The sequence below is a fragment of the Psychrobacter sp. Marseille-P5312 genome (assembly GCF_900291405.1).
GTDB lineage: Bacteria > Pseudomonadota > Gammaproteobacteria > Pseudomonadales > Moraxellaceae > Psychrobacter > Psychrobacter celer.
The window spans coordinates 954,477-980,566 of sequence record NZ_OLML01000001.1; the positions used below are offsets into that span (position 1 = coordinate 954,477).

20 protein-coding genes are annotated in these 26,090 nt (G+C 44.0%); 6 read left to right on the forward strand and 14 right to left on the reverse strand.

All coding sequences use genetic code 11. From position 1 onward, the window contains the following. Positions 1-18 precede the first annotated feature (18 nt). From C6W44_RS04140 to C6W44_RS04155, 4 genes are all read left to right on the forward strand, one after another. Entirely contained in the window at positions 19-1,014 is a 996-nt protein-coding gene (locus C6W44_RS04140) for a DUF932 domain-containing protein (RefSeq protein WP_105244339.1), read from the forward strand. Between the two features lie 225 nt (positions 1,015-1,239). Then, positions 1,240-2,259, forward strand: coding sequence for a YqaJ viral recombinase family protein (locus C6W44_RS04145; protein WP_227526464.1), 1,020 nt, complete (start codon positions 1,240-1,242; stop codon positions 2,257-2,259). 129 nt (positions 2,260-2,388) lie between these two features. After that, entirely contained in the window at positions 2,389-3,300 is a 912-nt protein-coding gene (locus C6W44_RS04150; RefSeq protein ID WP_105244341.1) for a hydrolase or metal-binding protein, read from the forward strand. Positions 3,301-3,467: 167 nt separating this feature from the next. After that, positions 3,468-3,728: a helix-turn-helix transcriptional regulator gene (locus C6W44_RS04155; RefSeq protein WP_105244342.1), complete on the forward strand. Its 261-nt coding sequence runs from the start codon at positions 3,468-3,470 to the stop codon at positions 3,726-3,728. Between the two features lie 93 nt (positions 3,729-3,821). Here the strand turns inward: C6W44_RS04155 and C6W44_RS04160 are convergent, their stop codons facing one another. Next, entirely contained in the window at positions 3,822-4,817 is a 996-nt protein-coding gene (locus tag C6W44_RS04160) for an IS4 family transposase (protein WP_145958783.1), read from the reverse strand. 862 nt (positions 4,818-5,679) lie between these two features. Here C6W44_RS04160 and C6W44_RS04165 point away from each other — a divergent pair. Then, positions 5,680-7,959, forward strand: coding sequence for a nitric-oxide reductase large subunit (locus C6W44_RS04165; protein ID WP_105244343.1), 2,280 nt, complete (start codon positions 5,680-5,682; stop codon positions 7,957-7,959). 200 nt (positions 7,960-8,159) lie between these two features. On the opposite strand, the gene C6W44_RS04170 is transcribed toward C6W44_RS04165, so the two are convergent. From C6W44_RS04170 to C6W44_RS04210, 9 genes are all read right to left on the reverse strand, one after another. Then, positions 8,160-8,969 (reverse strand): M48 family metallopeptidase, encoded by an 810-nt coding sequence (locus C6W44_RS04170; protein WP_105244344.1) that lies wholly within the window; start codon positions 8,967-8,969, stop codon positions 8,160-8,162. Between the two features lie 6 nt (positions 8,970-8,975). Continuing rightward, complete coding sequence (locus tag C6W44_RS04175) at positions 8,976-12,332, reverse strand: type I restriction endonuclease subunit R (protein WP_105246446.1); 3,357 nt, start codon at positions 12,330-12,332, stop codon at positions 8,976-8,978. A 195-nt stretch (positions 12,333-12,527) separates the two neighbouring features. Continuing rightward, entirely contained in the window at positions 12,528-13,010 is a 483-nt protein-coding gene (locus C6W44_RS04180; RefSeq protein ID WP_105244345.1) for a hypothetical protein, read from the reverse strand. Positions 13,011-13,012: 2 nt separating this feature from the next. Next, positions 13,013-13,321: a hypothetical protein gene (locus C6W44_RS04185; protein WP_105244346.1), complete on the reverse strand. Its 309-nt coding sequence runs from the start codon at positions 13,319-13,321 to the stop codon at positions 13,013-13,015. An 80-nt stretch (positions 13,322-13,401) separates the two neighbouring features. Next, entirely contained in the window at positions 13,402-14,628 is a 1,227-nt protein-coding gene (locus C6W44_RS04190; protein ID WP_105244347.1) for a restriction endonuclease subunit S, read from the reverse strand. After that, positions 14,618-16,153, reverse strand: coding sequence for a type I restriction-modification system subunit M (locus C6W44_RS04195; RefSeq protein WP_105244348.1), 1,536 nt, complete (start codon positions 16,151-16,153; stop codon positions 14,618-14,620). Before C6W44_RS04195 ends, C6W44_RS04190 begins: the two co-directional genes overlap by 11 nt. A 290-nt stretch (positions 16,154-16,443) precedes the next feature. Next, positions 16,444-17,796: an MBL fold metallo-hydrolase gene (locus tag C6W44_RS04200; protein WP_264755606.1), complete on the reverse strand. Its 1,353-nt coding sequence runs from the start codon at positions 17,794-17,796 to the stop codon at positions 16,444-16,446. Between the two features lie 627 nt (positions 17,797-18,423). Next, positions 18,424-18,672 (reverse strand): hypothetical protein, encoded by a 249-nt coding sequence (locus C6W44_RS04205; protein ID WP_105244350.1) that lies wholly within the window; start codon positions 18,670-18,672, stop codon positions 18,424-18,426. A 456-nt stretch (positions 18,673-19,128) separates the two neighbouring features. Beyond that, positions 19,129-19,431, reverse strand: a complete 303-nt coding sequence (locus tag C6W44_RS04210) for a hypothetical protein (RefSeq protein ID WP_071002761.1) — start codon at positions 19,429-19,431, stop codon at positions 19,129-19,131. Positions 19,432-20,023: 592 nt separating this feature from the next. Here C6W44_RS04210 and C6W44_RS04215 point away from each other — a divergent pair. Next, positions 20,024-20,554, forward strand: coding sequence for a YdcF family protein (locus tag C6W44_RS04215; RefSeq protein ID WP_319830001.1), 531 nt, complete (start codon positions 20,024-20,026; stop codon positions 20,552-20,554). A gap of 35 nt (positions 20,555-20,589) precedes the next feature. Here C6W44_RS04215 and C6W44_RS04220 read toward each other — a convergent pair whose 3' ends face one another. From C6W44_RS04220 to C6W44_RS04235, 4 genes are all read right to left on the reverse strand, one after another. Next, a complete protein-coding gene (locus C6W44_RS04220; RefSeq protein WP_319830002.1) occupies positions 20,590-21,525 on the reverse strand; it encodes a putative RNA methyltransferase in 936 nt (311 codons plus the stop codon). Positions 21,526-21,692: 167 nt separating this feature from the next. Further along, positions 21,693-22,811 (reverse strand): phospho-N-acetylmuramoyl-pentapeptide-transferase, encoded by a 1,119-nt coding sequence (gene mraY, locus C6W44_RS04225; RefSeq protein WP_105244353.1) that lies wholly within the window; start codon positions 22,809-22,811, stop codon positions 21,693-21,695. 3 nt (positions 22,812-22,814) lie between these two features. Further along, entirely contained in the window at positions 22,815-24,269 is a 1,455-nt protein-coding gene (locus C6W44_RS04230) for a UDP-N-acetylmuramoyl-tripeptide--D-alanyl-D-alanine ligase (RefSeq protein ID WP_105244354.1), read from the reverse strand. A 126-nt stretch (positions 24,270-24,395) separates the two neighbouring features. Next, positions 24,396-26,060, reverse strand: coding sequence for a UDP-N-acetylmuramoyl-L-alanyl-D-glutamate--2,6-diaminopimelate ligase (locus tag C6W44_RS04235; protein WP_105244355.1), 1,665 nt, complete (start codon positions 26,058-26,060; stop codon positions 24,396-24,398). Between the last annotated feature and the right edge of the window lie 30 nt (positions 26,061-26,090).

The following is a 26,090-nucleotide window of genomic DNA, read 5'->3' on the forward strand; positions in this document are numbered from 1 at the left end:
ATAAAAGGAAATATTCTTATGGCACATTTACTCGAATCTATGGCGTACGTCGGTGACACCCCCTGGCATGGACTAGGACAAGAGTTGTCCCCTAAGCAGCCTATAGAGGTATGGGCTAAAGAGGCAGGTATGGACTGGCGTATTGAATCCTCAGACGTCAGCTACATGGCAACCAACGATAAAGGTCAAAACCTCATCATGCCGTTTGACAGCAATAAAGTGTTGTATCGCTCAGATAACCTAGAGGCATTATCAGTGGTCAGTCAACGCTATCAAGAAGTACAACCGAGTGAGATCTTAGAGTTTTATCGGGACCTGACGGAACAAGCAGACTTTGAATTAGAAACCGCAGGCGTCTTAAAAGGTGGTCGTAAGTTCTGGGCTCTTGCTCGTACCGGCCAATCCGCAACACTCAAAGGCGGTGATGTCAGTCATGGCTATTTGCTCCTTGCAACCGCTTGCGATGGTACACTTGCGACCACAGCACAGTTCACCAATATCCGTGTGGTGTGTAATAACACCTTAGCAATCAGTCTGGCTGATGGTAGCGGCGGCGTGGTCAAAGTACCGCATAGCACCACCTTTGATGCCGACAAAGTCAAACAGCAACTAGGCGTATCTGTTAGCCAGTGGGATGACTTCAACTATGAGATGAAGCAGCTCACCAATAGACGAGTGACGCAAGCAGAAGCCGCCAATTATTTAAATCGGGTGTTTAACGATGTGAAAGATGATGGTCTCATTTTATTTAATACGGCTAAGAAGGAGAAAGAAGCGGTTCCGAATGCTCGTGCCATGAATCAAGTGATGACGATGTTTAACGGTCAGGGTCGCGGTGCTGATCTAGACTCTGCTAAAGACACGGCTTATGGCCTGCTGTCTGCTATGACAGAGTTTGTCGATCATGAACGCCGTGCTATGTCGAGGGACCATCGTCTTGATTCAGCTTGGTTTGGTGCCGGAGCAAAGCTCAAAGATAAAAGCTTGGATGAAGCGCTGCGCTTAATTGCCTAATCTCTTAATGACTTTGTTTACTTGATGAATCAACCACGCCTTTGAGCGTGGTTTTTTTATGCCGTCAGCAAGGTTATTTGAATTAACTAATTACCAATAATAAATCTAACGAAGGAGTTCATTATGAACATGATCGCATTAAATAATACAACGACTCAGCCAAGAGTTAAGCGTGCCACTGTTAAGGGTAAGACTACATTAAAGGCTCGGCATAATAGCGCAGAGATGCCAAAGCCTAAGGCTGAAAATAAAACCGTTAAGCCGTCTGCTAATCAATCAAGCACGGCTAAGCGTTTGGTCAACACCAAAAACTTAAGTCGTGAAGAGTGGCTAGCTGTTCGCAAGCAAGGTATCGGCAGTAGTGACGCTGCTGCCGCTTGTGGTATCCATCCGTATCTATCGATGCTTGAGCTATGGATGATTAAGACAGGACGCATGGAATCAAGCATCGATGAAAGCTTAGAGGGCTACTCACCTCTTTACTGGGGTAACACGCTAGAGCCAATGGTGGCTAAATACTATCAAGAACATACAGGCAATAAGGTAAGGCGTGTGAACGCTATCTTGCAACATCCTGAGCAGCCATTCATGCTAGCAAATTTAGACTATGCCATTACTGGTAGTGAGGAGGTACAAATCTTAGAGTGCAAAACCGCTGGTGAACATGGTGCCAAACTTTGGAAGGATGGTGTTCCGCTCTATGTCACCTGCCAAGTTCAGCATCAGCTGGCGGTGACGGGTAAGCAGGCAGCGCACATCTGCGTGCTGCTTTGTGGTCACGAGGCTAAGATTTATAAGGTTGAGCGCGATGAAAAGTTGATCGCAAGCATCATCGAGCATGAGCGTTTGTTCTGGCAATACGTGCAGACCGACACCCCGCCAACCCCTGATCATTCAGAATCTGCAGCCAAAGCCCTAAAGCTGCTTTATCCAACCCCTAAGGAGTCAAGCAAGGTTGATCTACGAGATGACGATGGGGCTAATAAACTGTTTGAGCAATTGCTGAGCTACCGTGACTATATGCAAGAGCTAGAGCAGCGTCATGACAAAGTAAAGCATCAGCTGCAAACACTGATTGCTGATAATGAGGTAGCCATATTCGAGAAAGGGGCAATTTCATGGAAGCGCTCCAAAGACAGTGTGAGTCTTGATAGCAAGGCCGTTATCAAAGCCCATCCTGAGCTACTTACGAAGTTTAGCAAAACCCGTCAAGGTAGCAGACGCTTTGTGGTCTTAAACGATTAAGCCATCAATCACTTAACCCTCAATACATTCATCAACCGATCAAAGATAATCAATTAAAGTAAGCACATAACAGCCCACCCTAATCGGTGGGCTTTTTATGGCTAACTAAAACATATAAGGAATATCACCATGATTAAAGGTCTTACCATAACCCCACCAGTATTAGGTCGTATCAGCATTGGACGGGTCATTCAAAAGGACGGCAAGCGTCTTCCTGCCAAAGACGATCAATTCACCATCACCAGCCAAGTTCAAAATAAAGACGGCTGGATCAATCATCCACTAGACGAAAAGCTACGTGCAAATAATGACGGTAAATTGAGGCAAATTCCCGTTCGTATGTTATTCAATGATCCTGAATTAAACCTACGAGCTGAGTACACGCTATTTGATAGGCAAACGGGCAGACCGTTATGCGTGGGTGACGGTGAGCAGTGTCAGCGCCGCACAAGCAATGGCGTGGAAACACTGCCATGCCTATCACCAGACCGTTGCCCATTAGCGCAAGGTGGCGCGTGTAAGCCATATGGTCGCTTGTACGTTAATCTCAGTGAAGACGATGAGCTTGGTACGTTTATCTTTCGCACTACAGGCTTTAATAGCATTAGAACGCTTGCAGCACGGCTGAGCTATTTTGCAGCAGTATCAGGCAATAAGCTGTCGTGTTTGCCACTGCAACTCACGCTAAGAGGTAAAAGCACCACGCAAAGCTATCGAACACCGATTTACTTTGTCGATTTAACATTGCGTGATGGGGTGACGCTTAAAGACGCGGTACAACATGCCAGAGCGATTGATAATGAACTGAGCGAACACGGCTTTGATCAAGCCGCATTAGAGGAAGCGGCTAAGGGCGGTTATAGCAATTCGTGCTTTGAGGTTGATAGCGATGGTCTACTTGATGTGGTCGAAGAGTTTTATCCCGTGGAGACAGAGGATGTGAGTCGTACTCAGCAAGGGAATTATCAGAATGGGTTAGCCGCACAGAACGTGACCAGTATTGAGCAAGGCTTACGAAAAAGCGTGACAGCAGTGAGCTAAAACCATCGGGCTAGAGATGTGACATAAGAAGGAGCTGATCATTCAGCTCTTTTTTTTATTGCTTCAAACAAGACTAGAGGACGGACTGTATAGGATGCCGTAAAAAAATATAGGACTCCCTAACTGTATGAGAAGAAAGATTCTCATTCATTCACAAGGAGATATTCATGGAAAATTTAAATGCAAAAACACAACAAAACGTATCAAACCCTAGCATGATGCAAATACCGCGCATGCTACCACTCAAGCAAGTCGTATACTATACGGGCCTTAGTAGCACAACGATTTACGATATGCTCGATAAAAGATCAGACCGTTACGATCCTACTTTCCCTATTCAAGTAAAGCTTTCAAAAGGTCGTGTAGCATGGGTTGAGGGTGAAATTGCAGAATGGTTGAATGATAAGATAGCTGCTAGAGCTCACTAGGTTGCAACGAAAATAGGCCGCTATAAAAAACCTCACTTATAAGTGAGGTTTTAAATAACTATTTAAAAATTTACTCTGCACACGACAAAAAAATTATCCCCACCCGATTTTCATAGGTTTAGGGGTTAAAAAGCTAACTAACTGTCGAAATACAGTCTTATCATTGTTAAAGAACACCAAGTGAAGGCCCTCAATCAACACATCCAGGCCAAGCGCAAACAAACTGGCTTGAGGTCGAGCGTTTGACTTTAACTTGCGCTTTAACGGCTTATCTTTGTCTTTATAAATACCGACATGATAAGCCCAACAAAATGCTAAGGCGTTCACTGCGACTAATTTACTGACCCGATCAAGATGGGTTAAGTGGGTATCTTCAAGATTAAAGCCACGGCCCTTTAGACAAGCAAATAAAGTCTCAATCTCCCAACGCTTAGCATAGCTTGTCATCGCATCCACTGTTTCTAGTTGATTGGTTGCGACAATCACTAAACCATAGTCTTTATCACGCTTGGCAAATACTCGAACCAAACAACCATCGACAGTCAGTATTCGTCCATGTCGATATGTTTCTTGATGGCTAACATGGCGTAATAACTCTTTAATCTGTACCAACTTGCCATGATGATTCTTAACTTTACTGTTCTTCTTAATCCGTATGGCAAAGGGTATGTGATTATTGGTGAGCCAGTTAAACCATTTTTCGCCAACAAACTCTCTGTCTGCTACTATCATCTCAAGGTTATCTTTGCCAAATTGTTTGATAAACCGCTCAATAAGTTCACAGCGTTCAAGATGGTTTGTATTACCTCGCTTATCTAGCATTTGCCAGTATAAGGGGATGGCTATCCCTTTATATACCACCCCTAACATAAAGATGTTGAGGTTACTTTTACCCCATTTCCAGTTGGTGCGGTCAATGGTTAAGGTGACTTTGCCTAGTCCAAATAGTCGATATATCATTAAAGCTAATTGATCGTAGTCTATCCTCGCTTCGGCAAAAAATCGCTGTAGTCTGCGATAGTGACTGTCGGTCTTGCCACCCTTAGGGAGGTGTCTTGCTATTTTTTTTAAGATTACTGCTTTGAGCAGTAATCAGGGCTATTATCATTAGGCTCAAACAATTGCAGGGCAATCGCACTATAGAAAATAGCCGCTTTAGATTAGTTTATCTAAATAAAAGTTACTAAATAGTTAGAGACTATAACTAAAATATTTTTATATATCTCGTGTTTTTGTTATTTGCGACTGAAAATTGGTGATAACATCTGTAAAAGGTCAATAATTAATTAAAATGTAGCTAAAATCGATTTGTAGTGCGATTGCCCTGAAACAATTGATTCTTGCCTTGTTCATACTCAGGTTTTGAGTTAAAGTTTCACTAAGTCTGTTAAAGTTTGGCATGGTCTGATTCGTCTTAAAAATTACTATTATGCCTTTGCTTTAACAGACTTTTTTGTTTTTTTGTCGTGTGCAGAGAAAGTTTTTATTTTCTTAATGTAAATAATAATAAGAATAGTTATCATTTACATTAATTGCGAATATTACTGGATAATTACAAAAATTACAATATCAATTTTTAAGGTGTGATTTTTTACTTACCGCTTACCTAACAACAATAATTAAGCAAAGTACAAAAAATATTTTTCTGCTGTAAACCTTAATTCTAAAAGGGTCATGACACTCTAGACGATTAAGTTAAAAAACAACCATTAACATTCATTTAGAATGAATGTTATAATCCCCAAAAATCGTTAGTAAAGGCTTAATGACTTACCCTACTCTCTATTTTTGAGGATATTATTTTCATGATATAGGGGAAATTATTGACCGATTTTTGAAATACTTAAGTATTAAAGGCTAAGGTTATTGAGTATTAAGGGCTATTGAGACCCAACTTTAACCTTAAACACTCATTTTATATATATGTTTAAAATTTCTTTAGGAGTATGCTATGGGTGAGTACAAAAAGTACTGGTGGGGTTTGATCGCCATCCTAATTGTCACCTTCTCTTTCTTAGGCTGGGGCGGAGTTGAAATTTATCGCACAGCGCCCCCTATTCCTGACCAGTTTGTAGACCGTAACGGTCAGGTTATTATGACCAAAGACGACATTTTAGACGGCCAATCTGCTTGGCAACGTACCGGGGGACAACAATTGGGCTCGGTACTAGGCCATGGGGCTTATCAAGCACCAGACTGGACCGCAGACTGGCTACATAGAGAGTTGGTAGCTTGGCTAGATATCAAGTCCAACGAGCTATACGGGGTTGATTATGACGCCACCACTGACGATCAAAAAGCAGTACTAGATGCACAGGTCAAAAAAGAATATCGCGGCAGTAGCGTTGATGACACCAATACTGTTGTGTTGTCACAGACCCGTATTGAAGCAATGAATGAAGTTGCGCCTTACTATATTGGTCTATACGGAGATGATCCGGCACTACAAAAATCGCGTGAAAACTTTGCGATGAAAAACAATACCATTACTAGCGAAGAATCGAGACAGCGGTTAACCAACTTTTTCTTCTGGACCACTTGGGTCGCCTCAGCAGAACGCCCCGGTACTGAGGCTACTTATACCAACAACTGGCCTCATGAACCTATTATCGATAATAAGCCTACCACTGAAAATATCATGTGGTCAGTTGCCAGTGTGGTGTTCTTAATTGCTGGTGTGGGTCTATTAATTTGGGGTTGGGCATTCTTACGTAAAGAGGATGATCTTGAGCCTAAAGTGGTTACTCCTGATGCGGACCCTCTCACTAAAATAGCTTTAACTCCTTCTCAAAAAGCCTTAGCAAAATATGGCTTCTTGGTAGTTGCTCTATTTGTTTTCCAAGTGTTTATTGGTGGTTTCGTTGCACACTATACTGTAGAAGGTCAAAACTTCTATGGCATACCCGTAGCGGACTACTTCCCTTATGCTTTAGTGCGTACTTGGCACATTCAATCCGCCCTATTCTGGATCGCTACTGCCTTCTTAATGGCTGGCTTGTTCTTAACCCCAATTATTAACGGGGGTAAGGACCCTAAATTCCAAAAGCTAGGCGTTGATATCCTTTGGGTTGCTTTAATCATTGTTTGTGTGGGCTCTTTTGCTAGCCAATATTTTGCCCTTGCTGAAATCATGCCAGCCAAATATAACTTCTGGTTTGGTCACCAAGGTTATGAGTTCATCGACTTAGGCCGCTTCTGGCAAATCTTAAAATGGGTAGGTATTTTAATCTGGCTCGTATTGATGTCTCGTGGCATTATGCCTGCCTTTAAAAACAAGGGAGATAACAACCTACTGGCTATCTTCTTCGCCTCTGTGGTTTGTGTCGGTTTATTCTACGGTAGTGGTTTATTCTACGGCGAACGTACTCATTTAACCATTATGGAATACTGGCGCTGGTGGGTAGTTCACTTATGGGTTGAAGGCTTTTTCGAAGTATTCGCTACGGTATCATTGGCCTTTATTTTCTATAACTTAGGCTTAGTAAATAAAAAAATTGCTACTGCCTCTTCTATCGCTTCAGCAGCTTTATTCTTATTAGGTGGCGTACCTGGTACATTCCACCATTTATATTTCTCAGGTACCACCACGCCCGTTATGGCCATTGGGGCTTCATTCAGTGCTTTAGAGGTGGTTCCTTTAATCGTACTTGGTTATGAAGGTTATGATCAATGGTCTATGCAGCACAAGTCTCCTTGGATGCAGAAACTTAAATGGCCAATCATGTGTTTCGTTGCCGTGGCTTTCTGGAATATGCTAGGCGCAGGTGTATTTGGATTTATGATTAACCCTCCTGTGTCTCTATTCTACTTACAAGGGTTAAATACCACAGCCGTTCACTCACATGCAGCTTTATTTGGGGTTTATGGCTTCTTAGCGCTAGGCTTTGTATTACTGGTTATGCGCTATATTCGCCCTGATTACGTGTTCAGTGATAAGCTTATGAAAACAGGCTTCTGGATGCTAAACCTAGGCTTGGTATTAATGATTGCCACCAGTTTATTACCAATCGGTATTTTCCAAGCTCATGCTTCAATCACTGAGGGTCTATGGTATGCGCGCAGTGAAGGCTTCTTACAACAAGACTTCCTAGTGACGCTAAGATGGATCCGTACCTTCGGCGACGTGGTATTTATCATTGGTGCTGTCTGTGTGGCTTGGCAGGTTGTGAAGTTAACTTTCGCCAAACCTTCAGACGCTAACTATCAACCTGATAGTCCAATCAACAAATAGATCCCTTTAATGGTGGTCATTCGATAAAAAAAAGCCCTGTCAATTGATTAATGCCAGTCAGTTAAGGCAAAAACTCAATAAAAGTAATAAAATAGCCCATCTAATAAGTAGATGGGCTATTTTACTATGTGAAGCGCCTCGAGTATATCGGAGGCTGATACTTTTCCAAAGAACCATCTTAAACTACCTAGCTCCAAATTTTACTCATTCAAGTAAAGCTCAGCCATCCCGTCGAGCCTAGCTTTCACCTCTTTCCAATGCGGCATGACTTGAGTTAATAAGCGCCAAAAATGCTCACTATGATTGTGCTCAGCGATATGACACAGCTCATGTAATATCACATAATCAATGCATTCTTTTGGTGCTTTGACTAAGTGCGGATTGAGGATTAAATTACCTTTATTTGAGCAGCTTCCCCATTGTTTTTTCATTACTATTAACTTCAATGAAGGATTATTTTTTACCCATGAGGCCTTATATATCAAGGCCTCAAGCCTCTCTCTAGAGACCGACGTAAATTTATCTTTATACCATTTATCAATCAAGCTTTTCACGAGAATCGCTCGTTTTTCAGCGTCTAATTCAGAATCATTTTGAGACAATTCTACATGTAACTTACCGCGACTGAGCTTCACCGTACTGTTTATCACATCGTTAGTTTTTGCATCGGTTATCACTTTTAACACATAACGACGACCCAGATAAAACTGGGTCTCACCACTGATATAACGTTTAGGCAATACGTGATCTTGTTGCTTTGCAAATTCTTGTAGGCTTTGCCATATCCAGCGAGCACGCTTCATCATGGCGTCATGTATTATCTCGTCACTGGCATCAACAGGCGCTGTGGCGACTACACGCTGATCAGGATGTACCTTGATGACCACTTTGCGAGGTTTGCTCTTTTCGTTAATAAGCGTATCGCTTCTAGATTTATTTTTTGTGTCTTTACGCACGACTTCATAATGGATCTTATCTTCACCATAATAAAAGTTGCCTGTCTCAGTCATTGCCTACTACCCTCTTGCTGCTCGTGGGCTACTTGTCTCTCTCGACAGCCCAAGTCGGGTAATCTTTAGCACCTCTTCAATGAGCTGTTGCGCTTTATCAATACCCAAGTCAGCAAACAGCATTGGCAATAATCGTCTATTAATCGCATTTTCAATTTCACTGGCATTGATGGAATATTCCGCCACATTCGTTTTGACTACTTCATCAATCTCAAAGGCGTAAGCGACCAGCTTGTCATTATCTAGCTCTTTATCCGCTAAGAAATCAGCGTCAAATAAATGCTTAAACAAACCAAAATAAGCCTGAGCATGTTTATTTAATTTGCCATTGTCATCGATAAATTCATTCGGTACATCAGCAACATCGCGGTCTTTGACGGCCTGCTCAAAGTCAGCAAACATCATGTACTGCTTCACGGGTGCATCGAACATCGCTTTAGCTTCTTCAATGGCTTTTTTTAGGAGCTTAGAGAAGTACTCTTGCGCATACGGATCATCAGCCAAATCTTGCTCAATCATCTTAGTCACACGACCTGTAATTTTATCGGTTTGGTTGCGTGCTTCATCATCACTGAGCGCTTCGGGCTTAACATCCTTGCCTAAATTGCCGACCAAGTAAGCCCCTTTCGCCTCTTTAACCTCAAGCCCTGCAATGTGCTTATCAAGTAAGCTACGAATATCCGCTTCATACTCATCATAGTCGATGGTTTCATCAGCATCTTCACGGACTTGCTTACGTAGATTGATAAAGGCTTTTAGATCGGCTTTGTAGCGATCACGCTTGCTATCAAATGATTTATCTGCAAAGAAAGATGCTGATTGCAGCGCAATCTTCATGGCGTTAGAAAACTCGGTCAAAGCAGCATAAAAGTCATCACGTTCTTTAAGCTTGGTATCGACTACTCTGCCATCGATATCCTGCATCTTAGGTGCTAGCACTTGCCTTAGCGCTTGCCCATCCTGTTTGTTTTTTACCGATGAAAAGATAGCCCACAGCTCGCTATGTAGTCTTGGCAGCTGCTTGTACTCAGTATCCATGGCGTTATACAGACCTTTGAGGTCTTCGATATCAAAGCCACCTTGCGTACGTTCCGCTAAGTCTTGATATTTCTCAATGGTGATATCCAGCTCTTTTAGGATGCCACGATAATCAATCAGATAACCAAAACGTTTCTTCTCATGCAAGCGGTTCACGCGTGCAATCGCCTGAATGAGGTTATGCTGCTTTAAAGGCTTATCAATATATAAAACGGTGTTCTTTGGCTCATCAAAGCCCGTTAATAGCTTATCAACGACAATCATAATGTCAGGACCATCGTCCTGACTAAAGGCTTCTATAATGGCTTTGGTATACGCTTTTTCATCACCGCCGAAGTCCGCGGCGACATTATCTTGCCACCATCTTTGTACGATGTCTTTTGATTCACCATCGACCGTATCGTGCCCTTCACGGGTATCAGGTGGTGACATGGCGACTACTGAGGTCACTTTGCCAATCTTATCTAATGCCATTTTATAGCGGATAGCTGAGGCTTTAGAGTCACAAGCCAACTGACCTTTTAAATGCTGCTGTTTAAAGTTTTGGAAGTGATCGGAGATGTCATGAGCGATCAGCTCGATACGACCCTCAACCTGATAGATTTGACCTTTCTGCGAGAACTTACGCTTGAGATCACTCTTTTGATCGTCGGTAAGCTTTTGGGTAATACGGTCAAACCAGCTATCTATTGCTTGGTCATTGGTATTGAGCTCAGGGATACGCTCTTCGTATAACAGTGGCGTGACGGTTTTGTCTTTGACTGCTTGCTGCATGGTATAAGAGTGAATGATGCTACCGAATTTGTTTTCGGTCTTATCGTCTTTAAGCAGTGGCGTACCCGTAAAAGCAATAAAGGCCGCGTTTGGCAGGGCTTGTGCCATACGAATATTGTTCTCACCGTTTTGGCTACGGTGACCTTCATCGACCATAACGATGATGTTTGGGCTGTCGTTATAGCATTCATCATACTTAACGGCTGAACCAAACTTATTAATAATAGAGAAAATAACGCGCTCATTACCATGACCGATTTGCTCGGCCAGACGGCGACCAGAAGTTGCCATGGCGTCACGACTATCGCGTTTACTGGTGATGACACCACCAGACTTAAAGGTATTGCTCAGCTGGGTTTCAAGATCGACACGGTCGGTGACGACAATAATTCGACACTTCGCGAGCTCCTCTAACCAAATCAAAGCTTTAGAGAAGAAAACCATCGTGAAAGATTTACCACTGCCTGTGGTATGCCAAATAACACCACCCTCACGGCTTCCCTTTTCGTCAAAAGTACTGATACGTTCAATCAGCGCTTTGATACCAAAGACTTGCTGGTAACGGGCAACAATTTTGCCAGCCTTTTTGTCAAACAAGGTAAACAGGCGCATTATCTCAAGCAGACGCTCAGGCTGTAATAAGCTGATGATTAAGCGGTCTTGGTCGGTGACGACTAGATCACCGCCATCAACTAATGACTTATATTCATCTGTAATAGAGGCAGGACGATGATCAAATAGGCGACTAAGCTGCTCATCACTGAGCTTTTGGTTTTTTAGACGGTTAAACTCAGGCTCTTGGATCTCCTCTTCAACCCATTTTGCCCAAAACTTCTCAGGCGTTTTACACGTACCGTATAAGCCGTCATTACCATTTACCGCTAGCAATAACTGGCTATAGGCAAACAGATGCGGGATTTGTTTTTGGCCTTGATTACGAATATGCTGGGACACCGCTTGCGCATTGGTCGACTGCCCTTCTCTACTGGAATCAGGACGTTTGGCTTCAATCACTGCCAGCGGTAGACCATTTACAAAACAGACGATATCAGGTTTACGACTGTTCGTACCTTCACTATTTTGTACGACAAACTCTTCGGTCACGTGAAAGCTATTATTATCGATATTATTCCAATCGATCAAACTGATGGTTTGCGCGGTTCTTTTACCGTCGATAAACTCCGTCACCGTTACGCCGTACAGCATGGCGTTATAGAGCTTTTCATTGGCGAGCTGCAAGCCTAAGTTCATAGCTGGGTTTAGCTCATGCATGATCTTATCAGTGGCGCTGTCTGATAGATGATGCGGTTTGCCTTCAAACATAAAGGTTTGCTGCGCCAAAAACGCACGCATGATGGGCAATAACACCACTTGGTTGGTGGCTTTATTAGCATTCACCTGATTAGCGAGCAGCTTATTGCTACGCATGGCATTACATTGGTTAGGTGGAATAAACTCATAGCCGAGTGTAGTAAGTAAGGTTAAGGCAGGAATTTTTGAGCTGAATTCTTCGGCGAAGTTGAGGCTTTTATTAAAATTAGGGTTGATCATATCTGCCAACTTTATACATAGCGTTTGTTTGGTTGCTTGTTTAGTTTTATCGATTGTAGCCCAAACACCATAAAAGATGTCATAAAAAAGGCAAAGAAAAACCGCCAAGGTTGCGCGTTACCCAAAGGGCACTAAGCGTGGCGGTTATGTTGGGTATAGATTAGTTGATTACTGAAAATGTGTCAATAAACCTCTTTATAAATATTTTCGCAAATGGGTAAAGTTAATAGCTTCTATGCCATGCCCTGCTGCAAACCCATATAAATCAAGATCGGCGGTTAATAAGACACATTTATCTAAATGGCAAATATCAAATAACGCAGCATCCGATAATCCTAGCTTAATAAAGGCAGGGCTAAGTATGATTTGCTTAGCGGATAAATACTTTTCATCGACTGTAACAACAAACTGACTCAGATAACCAAATAGTACTTGCCGCTTTTTTCCTGTGAACCAATCGAGCAAATTCGCAGTTTCTGTCAAGACTTGGGCCGTAGTAATAATAGATTTAAAACCCAGTAAAGTCTTATCCAATATCTTAGCATCAGCTGTCGTGTATGCTCGTGTACGACTAAACTTTTCAACTTCCCCATCGCCAAGCTGAGCCACCAAATACATCGTTAACAGATTGGCATCAAGCAAAACTCGTTTCGACTTGTCAATATAATAATGCGTCACTGTTAACCTACATCACGTATTAACATACCTTTAAAAGCCCCATCTTCGGCACCGATACGAAACGTTTTATATTCGCGTAAGGTTTCTTTTTCTATATTACTTGGCGCAAACGTACTTATTGCTGAAAAACGATTCGGTGTGGTTTCCGTCGTTTTTACTCGATGAGAGTCATAGCCTAAAGTAATTCGCCATTCATTGTCAGACTCTTCAAATACGACTTCTTCTAGTCCTAGATTTTTGATGTTCTCGCCTTCAAACAAATCTACCGCAAATTGTCTAGCAAGTTTTACAGCTTCGGTGACTTCAATCATGTTATCCGCTCCTATTAACGTTTCATTTATTCTAAACTATTTAGATGCGCTAGGGTGGCTGAAACGTACTCTACCTAATATCAGCTTTCCCCATCAACCACCACCCGCTTCTTACCCGTCAACAACACCTGCATTAGCGCCTTTTTCTCTTGCTGCAAATCAGCCAATTGCTGCTCAAGCAACTCAATTTCTCTGTCAGCATTGGTTAAGACGGTGGCAATTTTTTGTTGTTCTTCGAGTGGTGGGCACAGTATTTTTAAGCTTCCTACATCCGATGAGTTAATTGCTGGATAATTGGAACCAACAACCAAAGCATTTATCTGACCTGTTAGATGATGACTAAACAAATAATGATAAACATAGTCGCTTGACACATCTTTTTTAGCAGATAATACTGCAAAGCCAGTTGAAGCCACAAACCCATCATGCTCTTTTCTAGCTTTAGCGAATCCTTTTAAGTTAGGACGAACTGTTGCTAGTAGTAAATCGTTTTCTTTTACTATTCTTCTTGCACGAGAAGGAGCAGAACTAAAAACGTGACGCTCTAATGATTTTGATATTGTGCCAGTTGAAACATCTGACAGAGAAATATACTCAAACTCATAGTTTTCAGGTGTATTTTTCCCTAAAGATTTTTTATCAATATTAACTAATTCACTTAATCGATGTTGATTAAACTCACCCTCAAACCGTTTACCATTGTCATCAAGCAAACGCTTTTTACCGGTCAGCAACTGCTGCATTAAGGATTTTTTCTGCTGTTTGCTGTTATCAATCAAACGCTCAGTGGCATTAATCGCTTTATCCCAAGTGGTTAGGATTTTGGCAATTTTTTGTTGTTCTGGAAGAGGTGGTGAAGCTACTTTAAGTTTTCTAATGTCAGCAATATTAATTCTAGAAACTGTAGAACCAATTGAAAGACGATAAATATCATTTTTCGTTCTTTTGGTATTCAGAATCATAGATAAAAACACAGGATCGACTTCGGACTTATGAGGTCTTAGCATCACCATCCTTTGACCCATACAAACCTTGGTATCGCTAGGAACTAAACAGCTTTCTCCTGCTGGGGCTTCACGAGTAAAAAGTACATCTCCATACTCTGGAACAGCTCTAGACGTCCACTCGTTATAACCTTCCAGAGTAGTATATTTCATACTTTCCATAACTAGCTGACCATCACGAATGTTACTCGTTCTAACTACCAGATAATCTGACTCATCAACATATGGAGCTGTTTTATGTTCGCAATCAACAACTTTGCATAGCTCCTCGATCGGCTTAGCTTCTAGTAAGCTATAAGGCATAACCCAACTCCTTTAAAAACTCTGCCATCTCTTCCTCTAACAGGTTTAACTCGGCTTTAAGCGCTAAACGCTCAGAACGTACCGCATCTAGATCAATCTCTGCTTCTTCTTCAAAGGTATCGACATAGCGGGGAATATTGAGGTTAAAGTCGTTTTCTTTAATCTCATCAAAGCTCGCTAGATACGCATATTTATCAACGCTTTCCCGCGCTTTATACGTCTCAATGACTTTAGCAATATTGCTATCTGTGAGCTGGTTTTGATTTTTACCTGATTTAAATTCATTACTGGCATCGATAAACAGGACTTTGTCGTCAGACTTATTCTTTTTAAAGATGAGAATTGCGGCTGGAATACCCGTACCAAAGAACAGCTTTTCAGGTAAGCCAATCACCGTATCGAGCAGGTTTTCTTCAATAAGCTGCTGACGGATTTTACCTTCACTTGACGCACGGAACAGCACGCCATGCGGCACGACCACACCCATTCTGCCAGTGCTTGGTTTCAGCGTTTCGATCATATGACTGATAAAGGCATAGTCGCCCTTGGTCTTGGGCGGCACACCGCGATGGAAGCGACCATAGGGATCGCTGCTGGCATCTTCATGACCCCATTTATCCAGTGAAAACGGCGGGTTGGCCGTCACCACATCGAACTGTAATAAATGCTTGCCGTCTTTATCGAGGAGCAGCGGATTACGGATGGTATCGCCCCACTCGATTCGGTGATTGTCCTCACCATGCAAAAACATATTCATCTTGGCCAATGCCCACGTCGAGCCAATGGCTTCTTGACCGAATAGCGCATACTTCTTGGAATTTGAGTTTTTGCGAACCATTGCCCCGCATTTAATGAGTAGTGACCCCGAACCACAAGCAGGATCACAGATCTCATCACCTTCGATAGGCTCAAGGATAGTCGCCAGTAAGTTCGATACTTCGGGCGGTGTATAAAACTCACCAGCTGTTGCCCCACTACTGGCGGCAAAATGCTTGATTAAAAACTCGTAGGCATTACCAATCACGTCCAAGCTACCAACACGCTCAACGCTTAGATTAAGAATGTCTTTACCAAAGTCTTCTAATAAATGACGCAGTAATTCGTTCTTTTGTTTTTCTTGACCCAATTTATCGGTGTTAAAGCTGATATCTTGGAAGACGTTTTTAAGCTTAGTACCGTTGGCTTCTTCAATCGCATGTAGCGCCTCATCGATACGTTGACCGTTGCCCGGCTGATGACGCTGCTCGTATAGATCCCAAAAGCTTGCGCCCTCAGGTAAGACAAAACGCTGCTTGGACATCATGGCATGGATCAGTTCTGGGTTGTCGCCGAACTGCTCAACCAGTTTGTTGTACTCATCGCGATAAACGTCAGACAGATACTTGAGAAACAGCATGGTCAAAATAAAGTCTTTATAGGTATCAGCGCTGATGACGCCACGGAAGGTGTCACAGGCGTTCCATACGGCTTTGTTGATATCGTCTTGATTGATTTGGTTGGTGGTAACAGTAGTGCTGGCGGACATTGATGATTCCTTAACGCGCTGGAAAATTGTTAATCGTTATAGTAAACAATGATAGTTCGATTAATTCGTTTTGCTTGGAAGTATAGCGCACATTACTGTTTCGAATAAGGCGTAATGTATTGCCGTTAGTTGGTCTAAGAATATACCAAGTCGACTCTAAATAAAAAATAGCGCCCAAAATAGGCGCTATGTTTTATCATTCTGAATAATGATTTTCAATCACGGTATAGATAGAGTTCGTTGGCAAAACAGCTCCTTGCTCTCATACATTTCGAATAACGTCTACTATCTTAATCATGCGCGGCTTGCCATGCCCCCATTGAACCTAGGTAGATATCAATATGCTCAAAACCACGACTGGCAAGCCACCCTGCCGCTATTGTCGCTCGTGCACCGCTGGCGCACATCAACGTATAGTGCCGACTTGAGTCAAGCTCATGCCAACGCTCGTTAAGATGTCCGACATAGATGTGCTGTGACCCTTCAATTGCATTGGCATTTCTCTCGTCGATATCGCGTACATCAAGCAATGTCCAATTCTCAGCTTCAGTTAGACGGTCTTCAACCTCAGACGTATTGATCATAGGGGTTTGTTGCATCTGCTCACCCTTAGCAGCAGCAGGAACGACACCCACATAGCCGCCCACCACATTGTCGAGGGCGATTCGTACTAGATGTTCCATCGCAGTGGCAAGCTGCTCTTCATCAGACGCAATCAATGCCAAACTTTGTCCTTCTTCAATAAACCAACCAGCAAATGCAGGAAGCATATTTACAGGTAGACTCATAGACCCATGCAGGTGACCTGAGGCATAAGCCATTGGTTCACGAATATCGATAAGATGATCGGCACCGCAGCTATTAAGTTGAGCAAGCGCAAGATTACGAGGGCGCATAACGACTGGTGGGGCTTCACCACCTTCCATATTCAGTCGCTCCATTAGCCTAAAGTAAGGTGGTTGGTAATGGTTTTCGCTCACTTTAAAATCAATAAAGTCATCACGATCTGTGATTTGTAAACGCGGATTGTTCAATCTTTCGTGGCCGACGGTAGAAAACTCACGTTCTGCCATTCCCGAACCACAGACTGATCCAGCACCGTGAGCAGGATAAATAATGGCTTGATCACCAAGCGCTAGAATATCTTGTAGTGAGTCATAAAGCAGGCCTGCAACTTCTTTGCGGCGATCAGGATAGAAGTCAGTACGACCAACATCTCCTACAAATAGCGCGTCGCCAGTAAAGACACCAACTGCTTTGTCTGGATAGGCGGTATCAAACAGAGCATAGGCAAGGTGATCATCAGTATGACCGGGCGTTTCTAGTACGCGAATTTCAAGTTGACCAATAGTAAAGCAATCACCATTACGCGCCGTCTTAGCATAGACAATCGGTCTCTCTGGATTGGGGCCATGTAATACAGTGGCTCCTGTCATTTCTGCCAAAATTGGTGCACCAGAGACCAAGTCTTCATTACGATGAGTCTCAAAAATATGAGTGATCTGAAGTCCTGCTGCGCGTGCCTTTTCTACATATATCGCACAGTCACGACGCGGGTCTATCACCGCAGCCTGACCCCCAGAACCCACTAAATAAGAGAGGTGTGAAAGCCCAGGTGTTTTAATCTTTTCTAAAAGCATCATTGTATCCTTATTATTATAATTGAAACCAGACGGCTGCTTTCAATAGTGAGTTACCATTAATTAGCTAAACATCAAAGAGTTATGTGAACTCGTTAAAAGTACCATACTATTTTAACGGTTATCAATATACAATAACATATATTAACTTGGTTGCTTTTATCAAAAGCAACATGCTTTATCTTTGAGACTTCGATACCTTTTGCTAGGAACAGTTTTTTAGTGATAATATGCACTTGAAATTAAATTTTCAAACTAGAAACATCTTGTTACAAATAAAAGGAAAGAAAATTCCGTTATATTTCTTACATCCAATACTTGAAAGGTGTTGGTCTAATAGCTGGTCTATAACGATTGTATAGAATATAAATATTAATAAAATCAATTGCTTATACATAAAGTTTGACTTCCTCCTTCACCGCCAATCTTATCTATTCTGAGAAACGCACTAGTTTTTTTGTGCTGTCCTACTCTATCCTAAATAAAATCCAGACACCTTAACAGTAAGACTGTCAGTCTGATCGTCTAATGCTACCTGAATGGTGATTTTTATCCTATATATCAAAAAAAACCACCAATAAAGAATATTGCTGGCTCATATCACTGCTCTATTGCTGCTAATATCTAAACCTACAGCTGTTTACTGCCTATACATTTCTTTATTGCTTCTTTTTCACTGTCACTTAGATTCATATGTAACTTGTTCAACCTCAATTTTATGCGGCAGTCGCGTCTGATTTTTTTCGTTTCAGCAGACATGACTGGTTTTGGAGTTGCGTTTACTGCTTCTGCAAAAGCAATGCTTGGTACCATCGCGTTGGCTGAGTAGCCTATTACACTGAATAAGGTGATAAATAGTACGAACAAGGTTTGTCTCATGGGCGCTCTCAGTCGATTTTTAAGATGATTATTTAGGACAGTCAATGAATATTTAACATCACTGGTTTGATTGAAAAGCACTACTTGAGATAACTAACGCGCAGACGATGTTAATACTGCCTCTTATCATAGCCAGTTCCTATGTTAAGTAGCTTGATGAAAGTTTAAGAAACGTTAAGGTGTGAGCGTTTTGCATATCTGCTAGACCGTAATATCTCTTCAAATAGAGACACAAGACCGGATATATCACAACAGTAGATTCAATTTAAAAATGTTATAGCGCTACTGGTATAAATTTTCCTTGTGTGCTGTATACACAGAGGCTGCGAAAAATTCATCCCAGTAGCGCTTTGGAACTTATGACAGTTTTGTTTCGAACTACTATACTAGCCAAACCATTGCACATAAAAATGACGCATACTTAGGGCGTCATTTTTAAATAATCAGATATCACTTTTAAGAGCGGTGTCTGTAGTCGTTTTTGCTTTGTTTATCGTTTTTATATTTGCCCTGATATTTGTCTTGATGCTTTTCTTGTGCTTTATGCTTGGCAGCCACTATTTTTGCTTTTTGCTGTGATACCTTTGCCTTGTTTTTGACAACTTTATGTTTACTACCTACTTTGGCTTTAGCATCATGCTTTTGATGCTGTACTTGAGCGGCATGAGACTTTGAGTAGTCAGGTGCAGCGTTGGCTTGACCAACCATAGATAAACAAGCAGTAGCGGCTAGAATCGAACTTACTATTATCTTTTTCATTGTTTTTCCTAATTTAATTCATATTAATAAATGATGATTAAAGATACCTTATGAAGTATCACGATAATGCATCGCTCTATCGACAAAGAAAATGATAACTGGTTCTCGTATTAAGTAGCTTTATGAAACTTGAAGAAAGGTTGCGATTGTTACCACTACTAAGCGCATTTACACATTAGGCGGTAGAAAGCTACAGAGTTGCACTATTGGCTGGTATCGACTGAGCCTATCCGCCTATGTATGATGCTTTTGGCAGGCGTACAAAGAATTTATAGCGCTTAGCATCTGACAACTATACACAGCTCAACTCTTCTATCAGCGCTGATTGGATAACAAATTTATGTGTGGGTTATTACGTGTTTTATTAACTGTAATTGGGGCGATACTCATTATCGACTGCGTTATTTTGATGGCTGTTGATAAGATTAATTTTGGTACAGTGCTGCCTTTTTTGATAGGCGTAGTTTTTGTAGGGCATGGACTAGGTGCTCCTTTAATTACAAAAATACTTGCTAAGAATCCTTTACTGCAACGTATTTGGTACGGATTGTGGCTAGCGTTTGGGTTATGGCTCGCCAGCTTTTTAATTTTTATGTATTCGCTACAGCAGCAGATCAAACACAGCACACAAGATCTGCCGCCAGTAGCAGCTATCATCGTGCTCGGTTCGGGGACGGTCGATGGCAAACCAACGCCTACCCTTGCCAGCCGCTTGGATACGGCAGCACAACTGATTGAGCAGCAGCCACAGGCACTCATTATTACGAGTGGCGGTGTGGGCTATGAGCGCACGCGCAGTGAGGCGGACATCATGGCGACTTACTTAGCGCAAACCCATGATATTTCACTAGATCGTATTTATCAAGAAGGCAAAAGCACCAGTACTGAGGAGAATTTGGCGTACAGCCAAATCATACTTGAACAGCATGGTATTGATAAAGAGGTACCGATTGCGATTGTGACCAGCGATTTTCATACCATTCGCGCAGCGGCGATTGCCCTCCATCAAGGTTATACGCAACCAATTACACTCGCCAGCCCAACACCATTGTCTATTCGCTACAATGCATGGTTTCGAGAGTATTTTGCCTTTGGTAGCGGTTGGCTACTACAAGAATACTGATTAGTGGATGCCGTAACAAAAATATTAAAAGGCGCTCAACTGGACGATTTTTTTTGCAAAATATAAACCACGAATTTTGCCTCTGTTTTGAATGATGCTTTCTCTACTGCTGTCAGCAACGCTTGTCTTTTTTCACTACGTGCGCGGTAGGCATACGGGGTCATGGTCATTAAATCAGCCAAATCATCCGCTGATAATGTCATCTCTGTACTAACATGGTCAGTTCCCATCAACGTAAAGTATGGCGCCAACTCGTGTAAAAACTTATCAGAATCATGCTCACGCACATCATCGAATAAGGCATCTCGCATCGTCGCTAAGTGTCCGGCATCTGGTTTGGCAATGATTAAATAACCATCATCGGCCAATACCTCAGCGAACGCTTCAGGCAAGATAGGACTAAAAATACTACTGATACCCGTCACACTACGGGCGCGTAGCGGCAGATGGGCGGCGCTGGTCACTAGTGGATATACCGCCGTCTGAGTCGCGCCCTCTTTGGGCTGCTGATACCACAGCTGCCCTGCCGCTTTGCTTGCTTTGGCGAGAGTAGAGACGGCAGGCTTGCTGATATCAGCCGCTAGCAGCGATGCTATACCGTCTATCTTCGCCATTGCTTGGGTATAATAGCCCTCACCGCAACCGACATCCAGCCAATTTGCGGCAGTATCACTCTGCCCGAGTAGCGGCCTCATTTGCTGCTCAAGCAAAGCCTGTAATGGCTGGTAATGTCCTGCGGCCAAAAACCGCTGCCGCGCTTCGATAGAGGCTTGACTGTCCCCTGGCGTTTTGGACTTTTTTTGTTGTACTGGTAACAAATTGACATAGCCTTGACGCGCCACATCAAAAGGGTGCTTGGTCTGCTTTGGATGCAAGCTGCCATCACAGCGCCACGTATCGGCTGCAGGCTGCATGGGTGACTGGCAAAGGGGACAAATAAATAACGACACAGGTTTCTCAAAATCAGTCAAATATGGCCGTCATTTTAGCAAAGTTTGCTTCAGCTGCGGCATAAAACCCCTCACTTAACAATAAGAGACAGAACCCAAAAAGCCACCTCAAACACGATGAGATGGCTTTTGCAGAGCGCTGAACCAAAAGACTCAGTTTGCTAAAACATCAGCTTGTTAAAAAATAGTTAGCGCAGTTTTAGCGTCATTAGCCCTAAGATTACAAGGATAATGGCAATAATCCAAAAGCGTGCCACCACTTGTGTTTCTTTCCAGCCAATCTCTTCAAAATGATGATGCAGTGGCGCCATACGAAAGACGCGTTTTTTGCGCAGCTTATATGAGCCAACCTGTAGCATCACCGACAGTGCTTCTGCGACAAACAAGCCACCCATAATGGCAAAGGCAATCTCTTGACGAGTCATGACCGCGATGGTACCGAGCATCGCGCCCAGTGCCAATGCTCCGACATCACCCATAAATACTTGGGCTGGATGGGCGTTAAACCACAAAAAGCCCAAGCCTGCCCCAATCATCGAACCACAGACAATGATGACCTCAGAGTTATAAGCGATATAAGGCACATGCAAGTAGTCAGCAAAACGCACATCACCTGAGACATAAGCCATCGCGCCCAAACCTGCCGCCACCAGCACCACCGGCAAGATGGCCAAACCATCCAAACCATCGGTTAAATTGACGGCATTAGAAGCGCCATTAATCACAAAATAGGTAAAGATAATAAACCCAATACCAAAAGGTAGCGCGGAGAAAGGAATGATCCAGTTTTTAAAGACGGGCAGTAGTAAATCCTGCATCTCGCGGGTGGTGGCGATATCTGGCTGCAGCGTGGCGATATAGTACAGCGACACCCCAACAAATAACGCACCCATTGACAGCCAAAAGTACTTTTTGCGAGCGATTAGGCCTTTGGGGTCTTTATACTTAATCTTTAGCCAGTCATCAGCCCAGCCAACCGCGCCAAACACCACCATCACGACCAGCAAGATCCACACATAAGGATTGTCTAAGCGCGCCCATAGCAAGGTCGACACCCCGATAGCACTGAGTATCAAGACGCCACCCATGGTCGGTGTGCCCGTCTTGGCCAAATGCGACTGCGGTCCATCATTACGGATGGCCTGCCCATATTTGAGCGTACGCAAGTGGCGAATGACGTGGCCACCAAACATCATGCTAAAGACTAAAGCGGTAATGACCGCCAATAACGCGCGTAGCGTCAACGAAGAAACCGCAGAAAACGGTGTATAATACTGGCCAAGCCAGCCAAACAACCAAACTAACACCGCCTACTCCTCGACTAGCGCATTGATAAGGGTTTCCATTTGCATAGCACGTGAGCCTTTGAACAGCACGGTACAAGGCTTAGCCTGCTGCGCTTGCAAATACGGCTGTAAATATGCCAATAGGCTGTCTTTATCCGCAAACGCATGCGCACTGATATCAGAGATTTCTTGCGCACCTGCTACGGTATATGGCGCATACTCACCGACGCACAGCAGCACGTTGATACCAGTGGTGGCAATGGTACGACCCAAGCTTTGATGCTCGCTCACTGCCGCGTCACCCAGCTCAGCGATATCGCCTAACACCATCACTTGCGTGCCTGTTTGCGCCGCCAGCACCTTAGCCGCTGCACGCACGGAATGCGGATTAGCATTATATGTATCATCGATCAGGCGATGCATCCCCAGTATCTGGCTATTGAGACGACCTTTGGCGGGACGGGCATTTTCTAAACCAATCACGATATCACTGACATCAATGTTTAGCGCATGCGCACAAGCGGCCGCCGCCAAGGCGTTATTGACATTATGCTCGCCCGCCAATGGTAGGTTGATGTCATGGACTTGATTGCCAATATGCAGCTTGAACTCACTACGCTCAGGCTCGACATCCAAGTGACTGGCACTGACATCGGTATTGCCAAAACCAATCACATGCGAGGTATGCTTTTCGGCGATACGGCGCAGTTGATTGGTAAAGTCGTCTTTGTCAGGGACAATAGCAAACTGAGTATCGGTTAATGTATGGTAAATCTCCGACTTGGTTTGACAGATGCCTTCACGGCTACCAAACTCACCCAAATGCGCGGTACCAATATTGAGGATACAAGCCACATCCGGTTGGACGATTTCTGTCGTGTAAGCAATCTCGCCGATATGGTTGGCGCCCAGCTCTAAGATGGCATAGCGATGATGATCGGACAACTCGAGCAACATCATCGGTACGCCCAAATCGTTGTTTAGGTTGCCACGGGTGATTAGAGTCGGTGCTAGACGACCAAAGATACTACCAAGCATCTCTTTGCAGGTGGTTTTACCGCTTGAGCCGGTGATAGCAATCACAGTCAAATCTTGATGCTGCTGGCGACGATAAGCGGCCAGCCGCCCCAAAGCCAGACGCGTATCACTCACGACCAACTGCGGGATGCTCGTCGAGATGGGACGTGAGACGATAGCGGCGACAACACCTTGGGCAGCGGCTTGATTGATATAGTCATGACCATCAAAATTGGCACCGCTTAGCGCCAAAAAGATATCGCCGCTCTTTATCGTGCGGGTATCGGTGGCGATACGGTTGCTGGTGACCGCGTTGTTGGCAAGCTCAGTTTGTCCTGCATTGCTTTGTCCTGCTGCTAGCTGCCAATGCCCATTCAGCGAGGCTGTCGCAGCGAGCAGATTATCTACCTGCCAGACATAGAGACCTTGCGACTGAATGGTATTGTCGTTGTCGGCTGTCATAGTGATTACCTTGTATGATGACTACTTAATTTTTATAAATACTGTTTGTTACGCTTAACATGATTTTATGAGCGCTCTTAAATAATGACGCAAACCTCAACCATCATGACCCTGCAGACCTATCGCCTATCTGCGCCCAGCCTTTTGTAAGGCTTGTTGCAAGACCACACTGTCATCAAAATCATAACGGACATGATTGATCTCTTGATAGGTCTCATGACCTTTGCCAGCGATGACGACGATATCATTGGGCGCTGCTTGCATGACAGCATACTCAATCGCCGCTTGCCGTGCAGGCTCGATATGGGTGCGCTGATACTGCGCGGTGCTCATGCCCGCTTGCATATCTTGCAAGATGGCCTCTGGGTCTTCGGTGCGCGGATTATCCGCGGTCAATATAACCCTGTCCGCGCCCGCCAGTCCTGCCTGCGCCATCAGCGGACGCTTGCCCGCGTCACGGTCTCCGCCGCAGCCAAACACCGCCCACAGCTGTCCCTCACAGTGGGTGCGCAAACTGGCCAGCACCTGACTGAGCGCATCAGGGGTATGCGCATAATCAACGATAAAGCAGCCATCACGCGATGCGACGCGCTGCATACGCCCCACTGCGCCTTGTAACTGCGGGACGATCTTGGCGATACGCTCAAGACTCATGCCCAATGCAGCAGCAGCGGCAATGGCAGCCAGCAAATTGGCAACATTAAAACGCCCGAGCAAAGGACTAACGATATTTATGCAACGGCTCTCTTTATGGCCAGTGCCTTTATCAGCGGTATCTCCACCGGCGATGTCTGTCTGCAGTGTAATTTTCACCCCTTCTAAGCTTGGGGCAATATCGGTAGCAACAAAAGTTGCAGGCTTTGAGGCATCTAGACTATACGTCCATACCGTCAAACCACTGGCATGCGCCATATCTAGCATGACCTGCGCGTACTCATCATCGATATTAATGATGGCGTGCGTCAAGGAAGGAAAATGCGTTTTGTCAAAGAGCCTAGCTTTTGCCGCGGCATACGCTGCCATATCGGCATGATAATCTAAATGATCGCGGCTTAAGTTGGTATAAATCGCAACAGATATCGGTACGCCTTGTAGACGCTGCTGATCAAGGCCGTGCGAGCTGGCTTCTAAAGCCAATATTTCTGCCTTCTCAAGCGCCATTTGATACACAAACTGCTGCACCGCAAGAGCGTCGCCCGTGGTATGGCTAGCCTGTACCAAGGCACCCAGTCGACCGTTACCCGCGGTCCCCATCACAGCGCTACTCATGCCAGTCAGCTGCGTCAACTGCGCCACCAGCTGGCTGATGGTGGTTTTGCCATTGGTGCCCGTCACTGCCACCACCGTGGGTAACCGGCTAGGCTGCTGGTACTGTAAGCGCGCCTGAATGAGACTGCCCAAAAAATCACGAATATGCGGCACGTATATCAAAGGACAAGACAATACATCCGCTGGCGACTGTCCATCATCAAACAAATCGCTTGGGTCAATCTCCGAGAGAATAAAGGCCGCCTGTGACGCAGCTTGTAGCAGATAGTCGCGGCTTTTTTGACAGTGGCCTGTCTGGCTTTTTAGGAGGACAAACACATCGTGTGCCGCAACGTGGCGGCTATCTAACCGAAACTGTGCAAATGGTATATGCGCGACCGAAACGTCCTCACTGATATTATCCGCAGCAGCGAGCAGCGCGGTGAGCGATGACTGTAGCAAAGAATGCTGACGATCGCCGCTCTCTAAAAGCTGCTGCAAGGTAACCAAGTGGGTACTGGGCGATGAGGTAAGCGTGGTCATGGGCAAATCCTAAACGGTAAACACAAATCA